The sequence below is a fragment of the Pseudomonas onubensis genome, from assembly GCF_965653655.1.
Lineage (GTDB): Bacteria > Pseudomonadota > Gammaproteobacteria > Pseudomonadales > Pseudomonadaceae > Aquipseudomonas.
The window spans coordinates 36,623-55,950 of record NZ_CBFHAZ010000034.1; the positions used below are offsets into that span (position 1 = coordinate 36,623).

At 59.5% G+C, this 19,328-nt stretch carries 19 protein-coding genes; 5 read left to right on the top strand and 14 right to left on the bottom strand.

Translation table 11 applies throughout. The features are described from left to right. The first annotated feature begins 9 nt into the window (after window positions 1-9). Window positions 10-1,056 (top strand): calcium/sodium antiporter, encoded by a 1,047-nt coding sequence (locus tag ACTD9P_RS13855; RefSeq protein ID WP_438868121.1) that lies wholly within the window; start codon window positions 10-12, stop codon window positions 1,054-1,056. Beyond that, complete coding sequence (locus ACTD9P_RS13860) at window positions 1,053-1,433, top strand: carboxymuconolactone decarboxylase family protein (protein WP_438868113.1); 381 nt, start codon at window positions 1,053-1,055, stop codon at window positions 1,431-1,433. The genes ACTD9P_RS13855 and ACTD9P_RS13860 overlap by 4 nt, the downstream gene beginning before the upstream one ends. Window positions 1,434-1,538: 105 nt before the next feature. Here the strand turns inward: ACTD9P_RS13860 and ACTD9P_RS13865 are convergent, their stop codons facing one another. The 5 genes from ACTD9P_RS13865 to kdgD all read right to left on the bottom strand — a co-directional run bounded on the left by ACTD9P_RS13865 (window position 1,539) and on the right by kdgD (window position 8,184). Continuing rightward, window positions 1,539-2,480: an AEC family transporter gene (locus tag ACTD9P_RS13865; protein WP_438868114.1), complete on the bottom strand. Its 942-nt coding sequence runs from the start codon at window positions 2,478-2,480 to the stop codon at window positions 1,539-1,541. A gap of 179 nt (window positions 2,481-2,659) precedes the next feature. Next, on the bottom strand, window positions 2,660-4,213 hold the full coding sequence (garD, locus tag ACTD9P_RS13870) for a galactarate dehydratase (protein ID WP_438868115.1): 1,554 nt from the start codon (window positions 4,211-4,213) through the stop codon (window positions 2,660-2,662). 11 nt (window positions 4,214-4,224) lie between these two features. Further along, window positions 4,225-5,589, bottom strand: a complete 1,365-nt coding sequence (locus ACTD9P_RS13875; RefSeq protein WP_056859043.1) for an MFS transporter — start codon at window positions 5,587-5,589, stop codon at window positions 4,225-4,227. Between the two features lie 183 nt (window positions 5,590-5,772). After that, the gene (locus tag ACTD9P_RS13880; protein ID WP_110622098.1) at window positions 5,773-7,218 is read right to left on the bottom strand and encodes an aldehyde dehydrogenase family protein; all 1,446 of its coding nucleotides are present in this window, start codon (window positions 7,216-7,218) and stop codon (window positions 5,773-5,775) included. Window positions 7,219-7,272: 54 nt separating this feature from the next. Continuing rightward, the gene (kdgD, locus tag ACTD9P_RS13885) at window positions 7,273-8,184 is read right to left on the bottom strand and encodes a 5-dehydro-4-deoxyglucarate dehydratase (RefSeq protein ID WP_056859044.1); all 912 of its coding nucleotides are present in this window, start codon (window positions 8,182-8,184) and stop codon (window positions 7,273-7,275) included. 236 nt (window positions 8,185-8,420) lie between these two features. Here kdgD and ACTD9P_RS13890 point away from each other — a divergent pair, with 236 nt between their 5' ends. Continuing rightward, entirely contained in the window at window positions 8,421-9,578 is a 1,158-nt protein-coding gene (locus ACTD9P_RS13890; RefSeq protein WP_438868116.1) for a phospholipase, read from the top strand. A gap of 163 nt (window positions 9,579-9,741) precedes the next feature. On the opposite strand, the gene ACTD9P_RS13895 is transcribed toward ACTD9P_RS13890, so the two are convergent. From ACTD9P_RS13895 to rplM, 8 genes are all read right to left on the bottom strand, one after another. After that, a complete protein-coding gene (locus ACTD9P_RS13895; RefSeq protein ID WP_106578653.1) occupies window positions 9,742-10,491 on the bottom strand; it encodes a FadR/GntR family transcriptional regulator in 750 nt (249 codons plus the stop codon). Between the two features lie 158 nt (window positions 10,492-10,649). Next, a complete protein-coding gene (locus ACTD9P_RS13900; RefSeq protein ID WP_069786065.1) occupies window positions 10,650-11,069 on the bottom strand; it encodes a ClpXP protease specificity-enhancing factor in 420 nt (139 codons plus the stop codon). Window positions 11,070-11,086: 17 nt separating this feature from the next. Further along, window positions 11,087-11,704, bottom strand: a complete 618-nt coding sequence (locus ACTD9P_RS13905; RefSeq protein WP_017138266.1) for a glutathione S-transferase N-terminal domain-containing protein — start codon at window positions 11,702-11,704, stop codon at window positions 11,087-11,089. A 149-nt stretch (window positions 11,705-11,853) separates the two neighbouring features. Continuing rightward, window positions 11,854-12,633, bottom strand: coding sequence for a cytochrome c1 (locus ACTD9P_RS13910; RefSeq protein WP_438868117.1), 780 nt, complete (start codon window positions 12,631-12,633; stop codon window positions 11,854-11,856). Continuing rightward, window positions 12,633-13,844 carry a cytochrome b gene (locus ACTD9P_RS13915; RefSeq protein ID WP_017138268.1) on the bottom strand — a complete coding sequence of 404 codons (1,212 nt, stop codon included), beginning with the start codon at window positions 13,842-13,844 and terminating at the stop codon, window positions 12,633-12,635. Before ACTD9P_RS13915 ends, ACTD9P_RS13910 begins: the two co-directional genes overlap by 1 nt. After that, on the bottom strand, window positions 13,844-14,440 hold the full coding sequence (gene petA, locus ACTD9P_RS13920; RefSeq protein ID WP_003216040.1) for a ubiquinol-cytochrome c reductase iron-sulfur subunit: 597 nt from the start codon (window positions 14,438-14,440) through the stop codon (window positions 13,844-13,846). The genes ACTD9P_RS13915 and petA overlap by 1 nt, the downstream gene beginning before the upstream one ends. Before the next feature lie 265 nt (window positions 14,441-14,705). Next, window positions 14,706-15,098 carry a 30S ribosomal protein S9 gene (gene rpsI / locus ACTD9P_RS13925; protein ID WP_003216038.1) on the bottom strand — a complete coding sequence of 131 codons (393 nt, stop codon included), beginning with the start codon at window positions 15,096-15,098 and terminating at the stop codon, window positions 14,706-14,708. A 14-nt stretch (window positions 15,099-15,112) separates the two neighbouring features. Beyond that, window positions 15,113-15,541, bottom strand: a complete 429-nt coding sequence (gene rplM, locus ACTD9P_RS13930) for a 50S ribosomal protein L13 (protein ID WP_003171742.1) — start codon at window positions 15,539-15,541, stop codon at window positions 15,113-15,115. Between the two features lie 248 nt (window positions 15,542-15,789). Here rplM and ACTD9P_RS13935 point away from each other — a divergent pair, with 248 nt between their 5' ends. Next, window positions 15,790-16,830 carry an NADP(H)-dependent aldo-keto reductase gene (locus ACTD9P_RS13935; RefSeq protein WP_438868118.1) on the top strand — a complete coding sequence of 347 codons (1,041 nt, stop codon included), beginning with the start codon at window positions 15,790-15,792 and terminating at the stop codon, window positions 16,828-16,830. A 134-nt stretch (window positions 16,831-16,964) separates the two neighbouring features. Here ACTD9P_RS13935 and ACTD9P_RS13940 read toward each other — a convergent pair whose 3' ends face one another. Next, window positions 16,965-18,101, bottom strand: coding sequence for an acyl-CoA dehydrogenase family protein (locus tag ACTD9P_RS13940; RefSeq protein ID WP_438868119.1), 1,137 nt, complete (start codon window positions 18,099-18,101; stop codon window positions 16,965-16,967). Window positions 18,102-18,321: 220 nt separating this feature from the next. Between ACTD9P_RS13940 and ACTD9P_RS13945 the strand changes: the two genes are divergently transcribed. Further along, the gene (locus ACTD9P_RS13945) at window positions 18,322-19,242 is read left to right on the top strand and encodes a GlxA family transcriptional regulator (RefSeq protein WP_178112749.1); all 921 of its coding nucleotides are present in this window, start codon (window positions 18,322-18,324) and stop codon (window positions 19,240-19,242) included. Window positions 19,243-19,328 lie beyond the last annotated feature (86 nt).

The window sequence follows — 19,328 nt, forward strand, 5'->3', positions numbered from 1 at the left end:
CTGCTCGAATTGGTCAGCGGCCTGCTGCTGCTGATTCTCGGCGCGGAAATCCTGGTGCGCGCCGCCGTGCGCCTGGCGGCCAGCCTCAAGGTGCGGCCACTGATCATCGGCTTGAGCATCGTCGCCTTCGGCAGCAGCGCGCCGCAGATGGCCGTCAGCCTGCAAGCAACCCTGGCGGGCAACACCGACATCGCTGTGGGCAGCGTGATCGGCAGCAGCATTTTCAACATCCTCGTCACCCTTGGCCTGTCTGCGTTGATCATCCCGCTGCGGGTATCGCGGCAACTGGTGCGCCTGGACATTCCGGTGATGATTTGCGCCGCGCTGCTGGTGTTTACCCTCTCGGCCAATGAAGAGCTGACCCCCGCTGACGGGTTGGTACTGCTCGCAGCGCTGGTGGCCTACCTGGGTGTGTTGCATTACCAGACCCGCCACTCCCGGCGCCCGCGCACGCTGGACACCGTGGCCAGGGCGCCGTGGTTGAGCAGCGTGTTGCTGATGCTCGGCGGGCTGCTGATTCTGGTGCTGGCCGGGCATTTGCTGCTGGGCGCGGCGGTAGACGTGGCGAGTGATCTGGGCCTGTCGGAACGCATCGTTGGCCTGACCTTGATCGGCGTCGGCACCTCACTGCCGTGCCTGGCCACTTCGCTGATTGCCGCCCTGCGCGGCGAGCGCGAGATTGCCGTAGGCAATGTAATCGGCAGCAGCCTGTTCAACCTGCTCGGCGTACTGGGGTTTACTGCGCTGGTGGCGCCGTCACCGCTGTCGGTATCGCCCAACGCCCTCGATTTTGACTTGCCGGTGATGCTCGGCGTGGTGGTGCTGTGCCTGCCGGTGTTCTACACCGGTTACCGGGTCACCCGCGCCGAAGGCCTGGTATTGCTGGGTCTGTACCTGGTGTACGCACTGCACGTGGTGTCGTTCACGTTCGGCATGCCCTTGGCTACCCGGCTGGAAAAACTGATGCTGTATTACGTCCTGCCGGCGCTGATGGCGTTTCTGCTACTGAGCACGCTGCGAGCCTGGCGCCGCCAACACAAGAGGGAAGCGCAATGACCGATCAGAAAAAGCCCGGAGTTGAGATGCGTCGCCAGGTGATGGGCGACGTGTTCGTCGATCGCGCACTGGGCAACGCCACCGAGTTTACCCAGCCGCTGCAGGATTTTGTCAACGAACATGCCTGGGGCAGCGTGTGGAATCGCGAGGGCCTGCCCTTGAAGACCCGCAGCCTGATCACCCTGGCAGCCCTGACCGCACTCAAGTGCCCGCAGGAACTCAAGGGCCACGTGCGCGGCGCACTGAACAATGGCTGCACGGTTGAGGAAATTCGCGAAGCGCTGTTGCATTGCGCGGTGTATGCCGGTGTACCGGCGGCGATTGATGCGTTCAGGGCGGCGCAGGAAGTGATTGAGGCGTATCAGGCAGATCAGTAGTGACTGTTAAGCCCGCTCCCACACTTGACTGCATTCTCATGTTGGAACACGGCCAAATGTGGGAGCGGGCTTGCTCGCGAATGGCCCTCAAACACACCACAAATCTTAGATCCAACCACCCGCCTGCAACACAAAAATCCCGATATTGGTGGTCACCGCCGCCATCAATGTGGTGATCACAATAATCGCCGCCGCCAATTCATGGTTGCCCTCGGCCGCCCTGGCCATGACAAAGCTCGCGGCCGCCGTCGGCGCACCGAAATACAGAAACAAAATCCCCAACTCCGGCCCGCGAAAGCCCAGCAGCCACGCGCCCAGCGTCGCGAATAGCGGCAGGCCGATCATTTTCACCAGGCTGGCACTCAAGGCCATGCTCCCGCTTTTGCGCAAGGCCGCCAACGACAAGGTGCCACCAATGCAGATCAATGCCAGCGGCAAGGTCATGTCCGCCAGGTACTGCCCGGACGACTCCAGCCACCCCGGCAAGCCGATCTTGAAGATCGCGAACGGCGCGGCGACGATCACGCTGATGATCAGCGGGTTGGCTATCACGCTTTTGAAGATGCTCCACGGGTCGGACTTGATCACCGGGCTGTACACCGCCAGCACGATGGTCGACAGCGTGTTGTAGAACAGAATCACCAGCGCCGCGAGGATGGCGCCAAGGGAGATGCCGTAGTCGCCGTACATGCTGGCCGCCAGCGCCAGGCCGATCACGCCGTTGTTACCGCGAAACGCGCCTTGGGCGTAAATGCCACGGTCTTCATGCGGGCAACGAAAGATCGCCCAGCCCCAGGCCAGGGCAAAGCTCAGCAGCGTGGCCACAGCAAAGTAGATCAGCAAACCGGGCTTGAGCGCCGAATGCAGGTCGGCGTGGAGGATGCCGAGAAACAGCAGCGCCGGCATGGTGACGTTGAACACCAGGGACGATGCAACGTGGATGAAGTTGTCGTTGATCCAGTTGATGCGCTTGAGCAGCACCCCCAGAAACAGCATGGCAAACACCGGCGCGGTGATGGTCAGGGTGGTGAGGAAGATAGCCAGCATGCCGGGGAGAACCTTGGTGGGTGTCGTCAGGTGGCTAATGATAAGCCAGATTCACCTGGATCGTTCCCACGCTCTGCGTGGGAATGCAGCCCGGGACGCTCCGCGTCCCATTCACAGCGGACGCAGAGCGTCCAAAGAGGCATTCCCACGCAGAGCGTGGGAACGATCAGTCGTCGGTCTCAGGTAATGGGCGCGGGGTTGAACAGGGTGATGTCGTTATGCAGCTTATGCCGCTCCGCCCAGGTCTGTTTCTTGCCGCTGGCCACCTCCAGGTAGAAGTGGAACAACTCCCAGCCCAACTCCTCGATACTCGCGCGCCCGGTGGCGATGCGCCCGGCGTCGATATCGATCAAGTCCGGCCAGCGCTGCGCCAGTTCCGTGCGCGTCGACACCTTGACCACCGGCGCCATCGCCAGCCCATAGGGCGTACCGCGCCCGGTGGTGAACACATGCAGGTTCATCCCGGCCGCCAGTTGCAGGGTGCCGCAGACAAAGTCGCTGGCTGGCGTGGCGCAAAAGATCAGGCCCTTGCTCTTGAACCGCTCGCCCGGGCCGAGCACGCCATTGATCGCGCTGCTGCCGGATTTGACGATGGAGCCCAGGGACTTCTCGACAATGTTCGACAACCCACCCTTCTTGTTGCCCGGCGTGGTGTTGGCGCTGCGATCGGCCTCGCCCTTGGCCAGGTAACGATCGTACCAGTCCATTTCCCTGACAAGTTCCTGGGCCACTTCCTTGCTCTCGGCACGTGAAGTCAGCAGGTAGATGGCATCGCGAACTTCGGTGACTTCGGAAAACATCACCGTCGCCCCAGCCCGCAACAGCAGATCCGAGGCATAGCCCAACGCCGGGTTGGCGGTGATGCCGGAAAACGCATCACTGCCGCCGCATTGCATGCCCAGGATCAATTCCGACGCGGGCACAGTTTCGCGGCGACGCTGGTCGAGTTTCTTCAAGCGGGTTTCGGCCAGTGCCATGATCTGCTCGATCATTTCGGTAAACCCGTGGCTGGAGTCCTGCAAGCGGTACAGCCAAGGCTCACTGAGGTCCACGGAACTGTCGTTGTCGTGCATCACCTGCCCGGCCTGCAACTTCTCGCAGCCCAGGCTGATCACCAGCGCTTCGCCGCCCAGGTTCGGGTTGCGAGCCAGGTTGCGCACCGTGCGAATCGGAATGTAGGCATCGGTCGCAGTAATGGCCACGCCACAGCCGTAGCTGTGGGTCAGCGCGACAACGTCATCAACGTGCGGGTACTTGGGCAGCAACTCGTCCTTGATGCGCTTGACCGCATGGTCCAGCACACCGGTGACGCATTGCACCGTGGTGGTGATGCCGAGAATATTGCGCGTGCCGACGGTGCCGTCAGCATTGCGGTAACCCTCAAACGTGAAGCCTTCCAACGGCGCCTGAGTGGCAGGCACCTCGGTGGACAGCGGCAAGCTGTCCAGCGGTGGCGCAGTGGGCATGCGCAACTGGTCTTCCTGCACCCAACTGCCGCGCGGAATCGGCGCCAGGGCATAACCGATGGTCTGCCCGTAGCGAATAATTTCACCACCTTCGGGGATATCTTCCAAAGTCACCTTGTGGCTCTGCGGGATGAAATCCACGGTCACCAGGCCATCCGGGAACTCGGTGCCGGCCGGCACGCCCTGGTCGTTCACCACGATCACCACATTGTCGCGCGCGTGCAAACGGATCGAGCGCGGCGAGTCGGCATGTTCAATCAACTGCATTACATCGCCCCTCAGGAGTGCGCTTGGGTAAGGTTAGTCAGTTCCGGGCCTTTGCTCGGTGGCTCTTTGAGCACCACGCGCTTGATCGGGCCGACGATCACCAAGTAGCTGAACACCGCCAGCAGCGCGTTGGCGCCGACGAACACCAACGCCCATTTGAACGAGCCGGTGGTGGCGATGATGTAACCAATCACAATCGGCGTGCTGATCGACGCCAGGTTGCCAAACATATTGAACAAACCGCCACTGAGCCCGGCGATTTGTTTCGGCGAGGTGTCGGACACTACCGCCCAACCCAGTGCGCCAACGCCTTTGCCGAAGAAGGCCAGGGCCATGAAGCCGACCACCATCCATTCAACGTCAACGTAGTTACACGCGATGATGCTGCTGGAGACCAACAAGCCGGCAATGATCGGCGCCTTGCGCGCGAAAGTCAGCGAATGGCCTTTGCGCAGCAGGTAGTCGGAAATCACCCCGCCGAGTACGCCGCCGATAAAGCCGCAGATCGCCGGCAACGAGGCGATGAAGCCCGCCTTGAGGATGGTCATGCCGCGCTCTTGAACCAGGTACACCGGGAACCAGGTCAGGAAGAAATAGGTGATGCCATTGATGCAGTACTGGCCCAGGTACACGCCGAGCATCATGCGGTTGGTGAGCAGTTGGCGGATGTAATCCCACTTCGGCCCGTCGGTTTTCTGGCCTTTGGTTTTATCCTGGTCCATGTCGACCATCGCACCGTTGGCCGCGATGTGGTTGAACTCGGCTTCGTTGATCATCGGATGCTGGCGCGGGCTGTGGATAAGTTTGAGCCAGATCAGCGAGAACAGGATGCCGATGCCACCCATCACAATAAACACGTGCTGCCAGCCGAAGGTGTAGACGATCCAGCCCATCAGCGGTGCAAACAGCACCGTGGCGAAGTACTGCGCCGAGTTGAAGATCGCCGACGCTGTGCCGCGTTCAGCCGTAGGAAACCACGCCGCCACAATACGGGCGTTTCCGGGAAACGAAGGCGCCTCTGCCAGGCCCACCAAGAAGCGCAGCATAAACAGCGCCACAATCGCGGTGGAAACCCCGAACTCACCCACATAGCCTTGCAGCACGGTGAACAGCGACCAGGTGAAAATGCTCAGCGCATAGATTTTTTTCGAGCCGAACCGGTCCAGCAGCCAGCCACCGGGAATTTGCCCGGCCACGTAGGCCCAACCGAATGCGGAGAAGATATAACCGAGGGTGACCGCGTCAATGCCGAGGTCTTTTTGCAGGCTGGAGCCGGCGATGGCGATAGTGGCTCGGTCGGCATAGTTGATCGTGGTCACCAGGAACAGCATGAGCAGGATCAAATAGCGGACGTGAGTCGGCTTGGTCGCTTGCATGAAGAAGTACTCCCACTAATTATTTTTTTTGCGGGTAATCATTTCTGTTTTAAGTGCAGGAACCGCTTTGTGTGGGAGCTGGCTTGCCTGCGATACAGGCACCACGGTGTGTCAGTTACACCCTGGTGATGCAATCGCAGGCAAGCCAGCTCCCACATAAGCCGGTGCCTACCGGGCCATTTCCTACGACCCGATGTAGCTGGTTTTCACCACTGTGTAGAACTCTTGCGCATAGCGACCTTGCTCACGCGAGCCGTAGGACGAGCCCTTACGGCCACCGAACGGCACGTGATAATCCACGCCGGCGGTCGGCAGGTTGACCATCACCATCCCGGCCTGGGAGTGGCGCTTGAAGTGGTTGGCGTACTTGAGCGAGGTGGTGGCGATGCCCGCCGACAGGCCAAACTCGGTGTCATTGGCCATAGCCAGTGCCGCCTCGTAATCGGCGACGCGCACCACGTTGGCCACCGGGCCGAAGATCTCTTCACGGCTGATACGCATGGCGGCTTCGCTGTCGGCAAACAGTGTCGGCGCCAGGTAGTAACCTTCGGTGTCACAAGTCACCAGGCCGCCGCCGCTGACCAGCCGCGCGCCTTCGCTCTGGCCGATGTCGATGTACTTCAGGTCCTGGTCCAACTGGGCCTGGGAAACCACCGGGCCAATGTCAGTGCCGCTTTTGAGCGCGTGGCCGACTTTGATCGACTTCATGCGCTCGGCCATGGCCGCGACGAACTGGTCGTGGATACCGGCGGTGACGATCAAGCGGCTGGAGGCCGTGCAACGCTGGCCGGTGGAGTAGAACGCGCTCTGTACCGACAGCTCGACGGCCTGTTTGAGGTCGGCGTCGTCGAGGATGATCTGCGGGTTTTTACCGCCCATTTCCAACTGCACTTTGGCCTGGCGCGACACACAGCTGACGGCGATCTGGCGACCCACGCCAACCGAGCCGGTAAAGCTGATGCCGTCGACTTTAGGGCTGTTGACCAGCACATCGCCAACCACACGGCCACTGCCCATCACCAGGTTGAACACACCGGCCGGGAAACCGGCGCGGGAGATGATTTCGGCCAAGGCCCAGGCGCAGCCCGGCACCAGTTCGGCCGGTTTGATCACCACACAGTTGCCGTAAGCCAGGGCTGGGGCGATTTTCCACGCGGGGATGGCAATCGGGAAGTTCCACGGCGTGATCAGGCCGACTACACCGAGGGCTTCGCGGGTGACTTCCACATTCACGCCCGGGCGCACCGAAGGCACGTAATCGCCAGACAGACGCAGGCACTCGCCGGCGAAGAATTTGAAGATGTTACCGGCGCGGGTCACTTCGCCGATGGCTTCGGGCAGGGTCTTGCCCTCTTCACGGGCCAGCAAGGTACCGAGTTCTTCGCGGCGGGCAAGGATTTCGCTACCGACTTTATCCAGAGCGTCGTGGCGCGCCTGGATGCCGGACGTCGACCAGGCCGGGAACGCGGCGCGGGCGGCATCGATCGCAGCGTTGACTTGGGCTACATCGGCCTTGGCGTATTCGCCAATGACGTCGGACAACTCCGACGGGTTGATGTTGTTGCAGTAGTCGGCACCGGCCACCCACTCGCCGTTGATGTAGTTTTCAAAACGTTTGGCTTGGGACACACATTCTCTCCTGACGCAAAAGGCCGCTGATTGCTCAGCGGCCTTGTGGATAAGTTACTGCGGACCTTGCTTGTCGATCAGCGCGGCCAGGGCTTCGTATTCTTCCGGCAGCAGGTCGGTCAGCGGCGTGCGTACCGGGCCTGCGTCGTAACCGACGATTTTGGCGCCAGCCTTGACGATGCTCACCGCGTAACCGGCTTTACGGTTACGGATATCGAGGTAAGGCAGGAAGAAGTTGTCGATGATCCTGGCAACAGTGGCGTGATCGTCCTGGGCAATCGCGTGGTAGAAGTCCATCGCGGTTTTCGGGATGAAGTTGAACACCGCCGAGGAGTACACCGGCACGCCCAGGGCCTTGTAGGCTGCGGCGTAAACCTCTGCAGTCGGCAGGCCGCCGAGGTAGCTGAAACGGTCGCCGAGACGGCGGCGGATCGACACCATCAGCTCGATATCGCCCAGGCCGTCTTTATAGCCGATCAGGTTCGGGCAGCGTTCGGCCAGGCGTTCGAGCAAGGGCGCGGTCAGGCGGCAAACGTTGCGGTTGTAGACCACTACGCCGATTTTGACCGACTTGCACACGGCCTCAACGTGGGCGGCGACACCGTCCTGGCTGGCTTCGGTCAGGTAGTGCGGCAGCAGCAGCAAGCCTTTGGCGCCAAGACGCTCGGCTTCCTGCGCATATTCGATGGCCTGACGGGTCGAACCGCCGACACCGGCCAGGATCGGCACGCTGGTGGCGCAGGTATCAACAGCAGTCTTCACCACTTGGGAATATTCGCTGGCGGCCAGGGAGAAAAACTCACCGGTGCCGCCGGCGGCGAACAAGGCGGTGGCGCCATAAGGGGCCAGCCATTCCAGACGCTTGATGTAGCCCGCCTGGTGGAAGTCACCCTGGGCATTGAAATCGGTTACCGGGAAAGACAGCAGACCGTGGGAGAGGATGGACTTCAGTTCTTGTGGATTCATTATTCGAACACCCTGGATGAAGACTTTCTGTCGAAAGGTTGTTGTTGGTTTTGATGATGTCGTACGTCATCGTACAACTATAAAAAGATTCGTCAACTGCAATTCATCCGGCTTCATCCGTCGGCACGCGTTTAAAAGCAGCTTCTTGACGTAGGAAATTATTCCTCTATGCTCCCAATAACTGTATATGCATACAGTTATTACGGAAGATTCCTACGACATAGCAAGGAGCTAACATGTCAGGTCTTGAACTCGCAGCACCCGAAAAAACCCCACCCACCCTACGTTTTGAAGGCGGTGAACACACGGCCATCGGCGATGACACCGTGCTGCGTTTCGTCAAGGACGCTCCGGCGATTCCTGCGCGGCAAGTTGAACTGCACTTGCCCAACGGCCTGGCGCTGACCTACGGCCAAGTGATTGCCCTGGGCGGCGACTTCTATGGTATTCCCGGCCAGGCCATCAGCGATGGCGCCTCCCCGGCCGAGCGTGTGCAACGCTTTACCGCCGCCTTCAACACGCTGGCGGTGCTGCCCGCCTCGCGTGAAGAGGCCGGGAAAATCCTCGCGGTCATGCAAAAGGAGATCAACGCGGTCAACCAGGCAATCCGGGATGGCAAACAACCCCATGAAGCCTATGATGCGCTGGGTGATACGTTGTCCGAGGAGTGGAACCGCATCACCGGCGGCGGCAGTGCGGTTTCGGCGCTGATACCACTGGGGCGCTACTTGAAGCTGGCAGCCGACAACGCCGACCACTTTGGCGAATGGGCGCTGTCGGCGTACCTGGCCGGCCATACGGCAGCGCTGCAACAGGCGGTCATCGCACACCAGACCGGCACCGACCAGGCGCTGGAACTGGCGTATGCGATGAACAGCTTTGCCGATCACTTTTTGACCGATCTGTTTTCTGCCGGCCACCTGCGCGTGCCGCGCAAGCAATTGGCGGCGGTGGTCACACCTGGAGAGCTGGGCTCGCTGATCAGCCGCTTCATGCACGACGAAGACAGCAAATTCGGGCTCAAGGTACGCAATGCCAAGGGTGATCAATGGCACGCTTATGGGGACAAGCGCTACTTCAATGCTATCGACGCGGACAATCGGGCCATGGTCAAACGTTCGGTGCAGGCCTCGGCCGATGAGATCTTCGAAACCTTTATCAGCGGTATCGCACCCTCCCCGGCCAGCTTCAAGGCGCCGCTGTACGTGCCAGACCTGAATACTGCGCAGAACCCGGCGAACAATTTTTCGCCGCTGTTCAAGATGGAGGGTGACAAGGTACTGCGCCGCAAGGACGTGAATGACCTGAACGACAAGCACTGGACCAATGATTGGTGGGGTTGGAGTACTTATCTGCTGCTCAAGGACTACAAGCCCAACCAACCGGCCAATTAATTAGACGCAAAACTCCAAACCAAGGAGATCAAAATGTGGGAGCGGGCTTGCTCGCGAAGGCGTTTTTTCAGTTGATGCATGTGCAGACTGACACACCGCATTCGCGAGCAAGCCCGCTCCCCCACTTGGATCGATTTACTCCTGACACCACTCGGTTACCCGGTTAACCGCGCTGCGCTTCTGCCTCTTCATGGGCATGGCGCAGCCGTTCACGGCTGTTGGTCAAATGCAGGCGCATGGCCGCGCGGGCCGCATCCGAATCCTGACGGGCAATCGCCTCATAAATCTCTTCGTGTTCGCGGCTCAGGCGGCCCATGTAATGCTGCTGATCATCATGGGCCAGGCGCGCCGAATTCAGCCGGGTACGCGGAATGATGCTGGTGCCCAGATGGGTCATGATGTCGGTGAAGTAGCGGTTGCCGGTGGACAGTGCGATTTCCAGGTGGAATGCAAAATCTGACGCCACCGCATCGCCGGCGTGGGCCGCGCTTTCATTCAGCGCATCGAGGGCCGCGCGCATGGCCGCCAGTTGTTCGTCGCTGCGGCGCAACGCAGCAAGGCCGGCCGACTCCACTTCCAGGCTGATACGCAGTTCCAGAATCGCCAGCACATCTCGCAGCGTTACCACCGTGGCCGGGTCGATCCGGAAACCGCTCGGGCTGGGCGTGTCCAACACAAAGGTGCCGATACCGTGGCGAGTTTCCACCTGACCCGCCGCCTGCAAACGCGAGATGGCCTCACGCACCACCGTGCGGCTGACCCCATGGGCTTCCATGATGGCCGATTCGGTGGGCAACTTGTCGCCGCGTTTGAGCTGGCCGTCGCGGATCTGCTCGGACAACACCGTGACCAATTCCTGGGCAAGGCTGCGGCGCTTGCGGGGAAGACGAGGGGCGGTGTTGGCGTTTTCCATGACGAATGATCTTTCTCGGCGAACTTGAGCCCGCATCATAGCCCATGGCGGTTGTACGATCACCGTTCTGACACGACTTTCATCCATATCCTTTGCGCAAAAAAATGCCCCGGCACAGGCCGAGGCATTTTTAGCGCTCACACGAAGGTGAACGCCGCTTACTTCACCACTTTCAGGCTCGGCCGACCGCTTGGACGCGGCGGCTCGGAGTCCGGTGGCGGTACATCATCACCGTCTTCGCCTTCGATCGCTTCGTCATCCTCGAAAGGCGACTCCAGATCAAACACCATGCCCTGGCCATTTTCCCGGGCGTAGATCCCGAGGATGGCACCAATCGGCACGAACAGCGTATGCGGCACGCCGCCAAAACGCCCTTCGAAGCTGACGGCTTCATTGTCCATGTGCAGGTGGCGCACAGCACTTGGCGAAACGTTCAGTACGATCTGCCCGTCACTGGCAAAACCCTGCGGCACGTCAACTTTGGGAAATTCAGAGTTGACCAGCATGTGCGGGGTGCAATCGTTGTCCACAATCCACTCATAGAGCGCGCGGACCAAATAGGGTCGACTGGAGTTCATCAGCGGCTCCTTAAGCCTTAGCGCATATCGCGTTCGACACCAGACAGACTCGCCTGGAAAGCCTCACGCGCAAACTGGCGCTCCATGTAATCAAGCAACGGCTTGGCCGGCCGTGGCAGTTCAATGCCCAGGATCGGCAAGCGCCAGAGTATGGGTAATAGGCAGCAATCCACCAAGCTTTGTTCCTCACTGAGGAAAAAAGGCTTGTCGGCGAACAGCGGCGAAACGCCGGTCAGGCTCTCGCGCAATTCCTTGCGCGCTTGCACACGAACGGCTTCTTTACTGCGTGTATCCAGGATCACATCCACCAGCCCGCACCAGTCACGCTGGATCCGATGGATCAGCAGGCGGCTGTTGGCACGCGCCACCGGATACACCGGCAGCAAAGGTGGATGCGGGTAACGCTCATCCAGGTATTCCATCACCACGGTTGACTCCCACAACGCCAGGTCACGATCGACCAGGGTGGGCAAGCTGCCGTAAGGGTTCACTTCGATCAGTTTCGGCGGATGACGACCTGCCTCCACACTGATGATCTCGGCGCTGACACCCTTCTCTGCGAGCACGATGCGTACTCGGTGGGAATAGTGGTCGGCGGGGTCGGAGTAACAGGCCAACCGATTGGTCACGCCCATGGCGGTCCTCCTCGCTTGTTGAAATTATGGAAAGCTCAAAAACGAGCGCGCCCAGAGAGCATCCCTGTAGTGCCTGGTTCAACCAGACCGCTACGTATTCAGAGATGCCGCTGGGCGCGCAAGATTAACAGCAATTGCTTACGGTTGGATCAATGCACATCCTTCCAGTATTCACGTTTGAGCAGATAGGCGAATACGAAGAAGAAGGCCAGGTACAGCAACACATAGGTACCGATGCGCTGATGCTGCAATTTAACCGGGTTGGCCGAGTAGGCCAGGAAGGTCACCAGATTCTTGACCTTCTCGTCGAACTGCTCTTCATTCAGCGTACCGGTCTTGGGCACGATGGTCAGTTGATCGCACGCTTCGTGTGTCAGAGGCGTGCCGGTCAGCGGATCATATTGCTTCTTGCCGTCGTCAACGACCTGAACCTGCTTGCATCCTACCACTTGGCGACCCTGCAGGCCGACCAGAACGTTAGGCATACCGACGTTCGGGAAGACTTTGTTGTTCACGCCGTAAGGGCGCGCCGGGTCTTCGTAGAAGGATTTGAGGTAGCCATAGAGCCAGTCAGTACCGCGCACGCGCGCCACCAGGGTCAGGTCGGGCGGCGCAGCGCCGAACCAGGCCTTGGCATCTGCCGGCTGCATGCCGATGCTCATGTGGTCGCCGATCTTGGCACCGGTGAACACGGCATGGCTGAGCATCACGTCATGGGGAATGCCCAGGTCATCGGCGACACGCTCGTAACGCTGGAACTTGGCGCTGTGACAGCCCATGCAATAGTTGGTGAACGTGCGCAGGCCATCTTGCATGGCGGCCTTGTCGGACACGTCGATATCGACTTTTTCCAGCTCCGCGCCGTGCTCGGCAGCGAAGGACAGTAGCGGCAGCGCCGCAAGGATCAAAGCAACGAATAACTTTTTCATCAGCCAGTCACCCTTTCCGGAACCGGTTTGGTCTTCTCGAGCCGGGTGTAGAACGGCATCAGAATGAAGTAGGCGAAGTACAGGAAGGTGCAGACCTGCGACAGCAGCGTGCGCTCTGGAGTCGGTGCCAATACGCCCAGCACGCCCAGGATCACGAATGCAATGCAGAACACCCAAAGCCAGATCTTGCTCAGCCAGCCTTTGTAGCGCATCGACTTGACCGGGCTGCGGTCGAGCCATGGCAGTACAAACAGCAGCGCAATCGACGCGCCCATGGCCATTACGCCCATGAGCTTGTCGGGGATCGCACGCAAGATCGCGTAGAACGGCGTGAAGTACCAGACCGGCGCAATGTGCTCAGGCGTCTTGAAGGCGTTGGCCTGTTCGAAGTTAGGCTTCTCCAGGAAATAACCGCCCATCTCCGGGAAAAAGAACACGATCGAGCAGAAGATGAACAGGAAAACCACCACGCCGACAATGTCTTTGACGGTGTAGTACGGATGGAACGGAATGCCATCCAGCGGTATGCCGTTTTCGTCTTTATGCTTCTTGATGTCGACGCCATCGGGGTTGTTGGAACCCACTTCGTGCAGCGCCAGGATGTGCAGCACCACCAGGCCCAGAATCACGATAGGCAATGCAACAACATGCAACGCAAAGAAGCGGTTCAGAGTGATGCCGGAGATCAGGTAGTCACCACGGATCCACTGGGTCAGGTCGTTGCCGATCACCGGGATCGCACCAAACAGCGAGATGATTACCTGGGCACCCCAGTACGACATCTGGCCCCACGGCAGCAGGTAGCCCATGAAGGCCTCGGCCATCAGCGCCAGGTAGATCAGCATGCCAAACACCCACACCAGCTCGCGTGGCTTCTGGTACGAACCGTAGAGCAGGCCACGGAACATGTGCATATACACGACGATGAAGAACGCTGACGCACCGGTGGAGTGCAGCAGACGCAGGATCGAGCCGTACTCGACGTCACGCATGATGTACTCGACAGAGGCGAACGCCTCTTCCGCCGACGGCGTGTAGCTCATCGTCAGCCACACACCGGTGACGATCTGGTTGACCAGCACCAGCAAGGCCAGCGAGCCGAAGAAGTAGAAGAAGTTGAAGTTTTTTGGCGCGTAATATTTGCTGAGATGGTCTTCCCACATTTTAGTGGCGGGGAAGCGCGCATCCACCCAATCCATGAACTTGCTCATCAGGCTTTCTCCCCCTCGTCGACGCCAATGACAATGACACTGTCAGTCTCGTAGTGATGTGGCGGCACTGGCAGGTTCAGTGGTGCGGGTTGTGACTTGTAGACGCGACCGGCGAGGTCGTAGTGGGAGCCGTGGCATGGGCAGAAGTAGCCACCGACCCAATCCTTGCCAAGGTCGGCAGGAGCAACTTCCGGGCGGAAGGTAGGCGAGCAACCCAAGTGGGTGCAGATACCGATCAGCAGCAGGATCTCTGGCTTGATCGAACGGATTTCCTTATCGACGTAGGCGGGCTGGTCGGAGTTCTTAGAGTCGGGGTCAGACAGCTGACCTTCGATTTTCTTCAGATTCCCCAGGATCTCCTCAGTACGACGAACGATGAAGACCGGCTGACCGCGCCACTCAGCAATCATCTGCTGGCCTGGGTCGATCTTGCTGACATTCACCTTCACCGGTGCACCTGCGGCTTTCGCCTTGGCACTGGGAAACCATGACCCCACGAACGGGACCGCAGCCCCCACCGCTCCTGCAGCACCCACCACGGATGTGGCTGCTACCAAGAAGCGACGCCGGCCTGCATTCACGCCGTCATTGCTCATTCAGTCCTCTCCCATCAGCTTTTTGGCCTGTTAAATCAGGCGTCTACTAAGTGTTGAATCTTTACTTATAAAAATTTTGTCGGATGGTAATGAAAAGCCCCACGTATGACAAGGGAATTGCCCTGGGCTCAGCCTCCAGGCCTTGTAGTATAGGGGGTCTACGGATGTGGCAAGTTGTCACGGTGAAATTTATGCATAAATCGCAGGCAATAAAAAACGCCCAGCTCCGTGAGGAGTTGGGCGTTTTTGTGGAACGTAAAGCGAATTAACGCTTCGAGTACTGCGGACGCTTACGCGCTTTACGCAGACCGACTTTCTTACGTTCAACTTCACGAGCATCGCGAGTTACGAAGCCAGCTTTGCGCAGAGCGCCACGCAGGGTTTCGTCGTACTGCATCAGAGCGCGAGTGATACCGTGGCGGATTGCGCCAGCTTGACCACTTACACCGCCACCGATAACGGTGACGTAGATGTCGAACTTTTCAACTGTCTCGGTCAGTTCCAGCGGCTGACGAACTACCATGCGGGCAGTTTCGCGACCGAAGAAATTTTCCAGAGTGCGGTTGTTGATCGAGATGTTACCAGTACCCGGACGCAGGAAAACGCGAGCGGTAGCGGTTTTGCGACGGCCAGTGCCGTAATTTTGAGTCGCCGACATAATGAACTATTCCGTTAAAACTTCAGTTCTTGGGGCTGCTGAGCAGCATGAGGGTGTACAGCGCCCGCATAGACTTTCAGCTTGCGAAACATATCGCGACCCAGTGGGCCCTTAGGCAGCATACCTTTGACCGCGATTTCGATCGGGGCTTCAGGCTTCTTGGAGATCAGGCCTTCGAAGTTCGAAGACTTGATACCGCCTGGGAAACCGGAGTGACGGTAGTACATTTTGTCTTGCGCTTTGTTGCCGGTAACACGTACCTGCTCGGCGTTGATGATGACAATGTAGTCACCGGTGTCAACGTGAGGGGTGTACTCAGGCTTGTGCTTGCCACGCAGACGGCTGGCGACTTCAGTGGCCAGACGACCCAGGGTCTGACCAGCGGCGTCGACGACAAACCAGTCGCGCTGAACTGTTTCCGGTTTTGCAGTAAAAGTTGTCATTCTTTAATAGCCTCAGGGGCCGCCCTGTAAATTAGACGGCGGATCTTACTGAATAGTGCGTACTTTGACAAGTCAAAGGCAGCCGGATACAGACGCTATCGGGGGCTCGGGTCGGCGCGTCCGTTCAACGGCAAGATTCTTCGGCAGGCGGCGCATCACTTCCACTGCAGAAAGAGGTGGGCAATTATGCAGATTGCGAAAAAAAATTCAACCTGCTTTTATGATTGTTTTCCCCGAAGGAGTACCCGATGGATTATCGACAGCTGGGCCGCACCGATCTGAACGTAAGCGCGATCGCCTTGGGCACCATGACCTGGGGTGAGCAGAACAGCGAGGCAGAGGCCTTCGCGCAGATCGAACGGGCCAAGGCCGCAGGGATCAACTTCCTCGACACCGCCGAAATGTACCCGGTGCCGCCCAAGGCCGACACCTATGCCACCACCGAGCGCTACATCGGTAATTACTTCAAGAGCCGTGGCGACCGCGCCGACTGGATCCTCGCCAGCAAGATCGCCGGCCCCGGCAACACCATTGATTACATCCGCGACGGCCACCTGCGCCACAACCGCAAGCACATCGTCGAAGCTCTGGATGCCAGCCTCAAGCGCCTGCAAACCGACTGGATCGACCTCTACCAGCTGCACTGGCCAGAGCGCAGCACCAACTTCTTTGGCCAACTGAGCTACAAGCACAAGGACGAAGACAACCTGACCCCGCTGGAAGAAACCCTCGAAGCGCTGGACGAACAGGTCAAGGCCGGCAAAATCCGCCACATCGGCCTGTCCAACGAAACCCCGTGGGGCACCATGAAATTCCTGGCCCTGGCCGAAGCCCGAGGCTGGACCCGCGCCGTATCGATCCAGAACCCCTACAACCTGCTCAACCGCAGCTTTGAGGTGGGTTTGGCGGAAGTGGCGATTCGCGAGCAATGCGGTTTGCTGGCCTATTCACCGCTGGCCTTCGGCATGCTCAGCGGCAAATACGAAAACGGCGCACGCCCGGCCAAGGCACGCCTGACCGAGTACAGCCGTTTCAGCCGCTACTTCAACCCGCAGTCGGAAGCCGCGTGCAGCCGTTATGTGGCCCTGGCGCGCGAGCATGGCCTGGACCCGGCGCAGATGGCGCTGGCGTTTGTGACACAGCAGCCGTTTGTGACCAGCAACATCATCGGCGCCACGAGCCTGGAGCAGTTGGACAGCAACATTGCCAGTGCTGACCTGAAGCTGTCCAAGGAAGTGCTGGACGGGATTGAGGCGATTCAGAAGGATCATCCGAACCCAGCGCCTTGATTGACCCGCAATGATCGTTCCCACGCTCTGCGTGGGAATGCCGCCCTGGGCGCTCCGCGTCCGCGCTTGAAGGTATGACGCAGAGCGTCACTGGATGCATTCCCACGCAGAGCGTGGGAACGATCAGATGGGCGTCAAAGCGCCCGCGCAATTATCTCCTTCATGATCTCATTGGTCCCCGCGTAAATGCGCTGCACCCGCGCATCTGCCCAAGCCCGTGCAATCGGGTATTCCCACATAAACCCGTAGCCGCCGTGCAACTGCACGCACTCGTCGAGCACTTTGCATTGCAGGTCAGTGGCCCAGTACTTGGCCATCGCGGCGGTGGGCACGTCAAGCTTGCCTTCCAGGTGCAGCGCCATGCATTTGTCGACAAACACGCGACCGATCTGAATCTCGGTGGCCATTTCCGCCAGCTTGAAGCGGGTGTTCTGAAAATCCGCAATCGCCTTGCCGAACGCCTTGCGCTCGCGGGTGTATTCCAGGGTCCACGCCAGCGCGGCTTCGGCGGATGACAGTGCGCCAATCGCCACGGTCAGGCGCTCCTGAGGCAACTCCTGCATCAAGTAGGCGAAGCCCATGCCTGCCTGGCCCAGCAGGTTTTCCTTGGGCACGCGTACATCCTGAAAGAACAGCTCCGAGGTGTCCTGGGCCTTCATGCCCACCTTCTCCAGGCGTTTGCCCTTGTCGAAGCCCGGTGTATCGGCTTCCACCAGAAACAGGCTGGTGCCCTTGGCGCCGGCCTTGGGATCGGTCTTGGCTACCACGATCACCAACTCGGCGAGGTAGCCATTGGTGATAAACGTTTTAGAGCCGTTGATCACATACTCGTCGCCGTCCAACACGGCAGTGGTCTTCACACCTTGCAGGTCAGAACCGGCACCCGGCTCGGTCATGGCGATGGCCGTGACCATCTCGCCAGAGATCAATTTGGGCAGGTACTTGTGCTTCAGCGCCTCACTGCCGTAATGCAGGATGTAAGGCGCGACGATGTCCGAATGCAGGGAAAAACCGATGCCGGTAAGGCCCAGGCGGCTGATCTCTTCGATCACTACCGCGCTGTACAGAAAGTCTGCGCCCAGCCCGCCGTATTCTTCCGGCAGGTGGGAGCACAGCATCCCCGACTCCCCCGCCTTGCTCCACAGGTTACGGTCGATATAACCCTGTTTTTCCCATTGCCCATGGAACGGCGCGGCATGTTTTTCAAGGAAGGTGCGCACGCTCTCGCGGAAGAGTTCGTGCTCCGAGCTGAACAAGGTTCTGGGGATCATGGGTCACCTGTGTGGATTGTCGGACAAAGACCAGACCACAGAGCCTATGCCGCGAAGGCGTCACAGGACACTGGACACATGCGACAAAAAATAAGACGATCCAGCCGTCTGGTGACCACTTTCCCCTATAAGAATAAATGAAATTATGTCTAACCAAATCTCCACGCCCTTGCGGCGCGTCAGCATTTTGGCCATTGATCGGGTATTCGCTTCCACCCTCATGCAAGCCAAGGATTTCTTCCATCTCGCCAGCCTGCGTTACGGCAAGCAGCAAGGCCTGGGCCTGACCCCGGCATTTGAAACACGCCTGGTCAGCCCCGATGGGCAGTCGGTACGCAGCTTCAGCGATGTGATCATGCCGGTGGACGGCGGCCTGGAAAACGCCGACATCATTGTGTTGCCGGCCTTCTGGGATGACTTCGAGGCGCTGTGCACCCGCTACCCGCAAGTGCTGCCGTGGCTGCGCGAGCAACATGCGCGTGGCGCAGTGCTCTGCGGTGAAGCCACCGGGGTGTTCTGGCTGGCCGAAGCCGGGCTGCTCGATGGCAAGGAGGCGACCACCTACTGGCGTTTCTTCAACGCCTTCAGCGAGCGTTTCCCCAAGGTGCAGCTCAACCAGGACAAGCACCTCACCGACGCCGACAACCTCTACTGCGCTGGCGGCACTACCTCAGCGTGCGACCTTTACATCTACCTGATCGAGCGTTTCTGCGGCGCCAACATCGCCCAGGCCGTGTCCCGTGACATCCTTTACGAAGTTCAGCGCAACTACGCGCCGGGGCGCATCGGTTTTGGTGGGCAAAAGCTGCACCAGGACGTGATCATCCTGCAGATCCAGCACTGGCTCGAAGAGCACTTTGCCGACAAGTTCCGCTTCGAAGACGTCGCACGGGAACACGGCATGAGCATCCGCAACTTCATGCGCCGCTTCCAGACAGCCACCGGCGACAAGCCGCTGCATTACCTGCAAAGGCTGCGCATCGAGACGGCCAAAGGCCTGCTCTCGGGCAGCCGCAAGAGCATCAAGACCATCAGCTATGAGGTGGGTTACGACGATGCGAGCTTCTTTGCGCGGCTGTTCCGGCAGCACACCGAGCTGTCGCCGAACCAGTATCGGCAACAGTTCCAGCAAGCCGCGTAAGCCAGACTCAACACGGTAAAAAATGTGGGAGCGGGCTTGCTCGCGAATGCGGTGGATCAGTTAAAGATGCATTGACTGACACACTG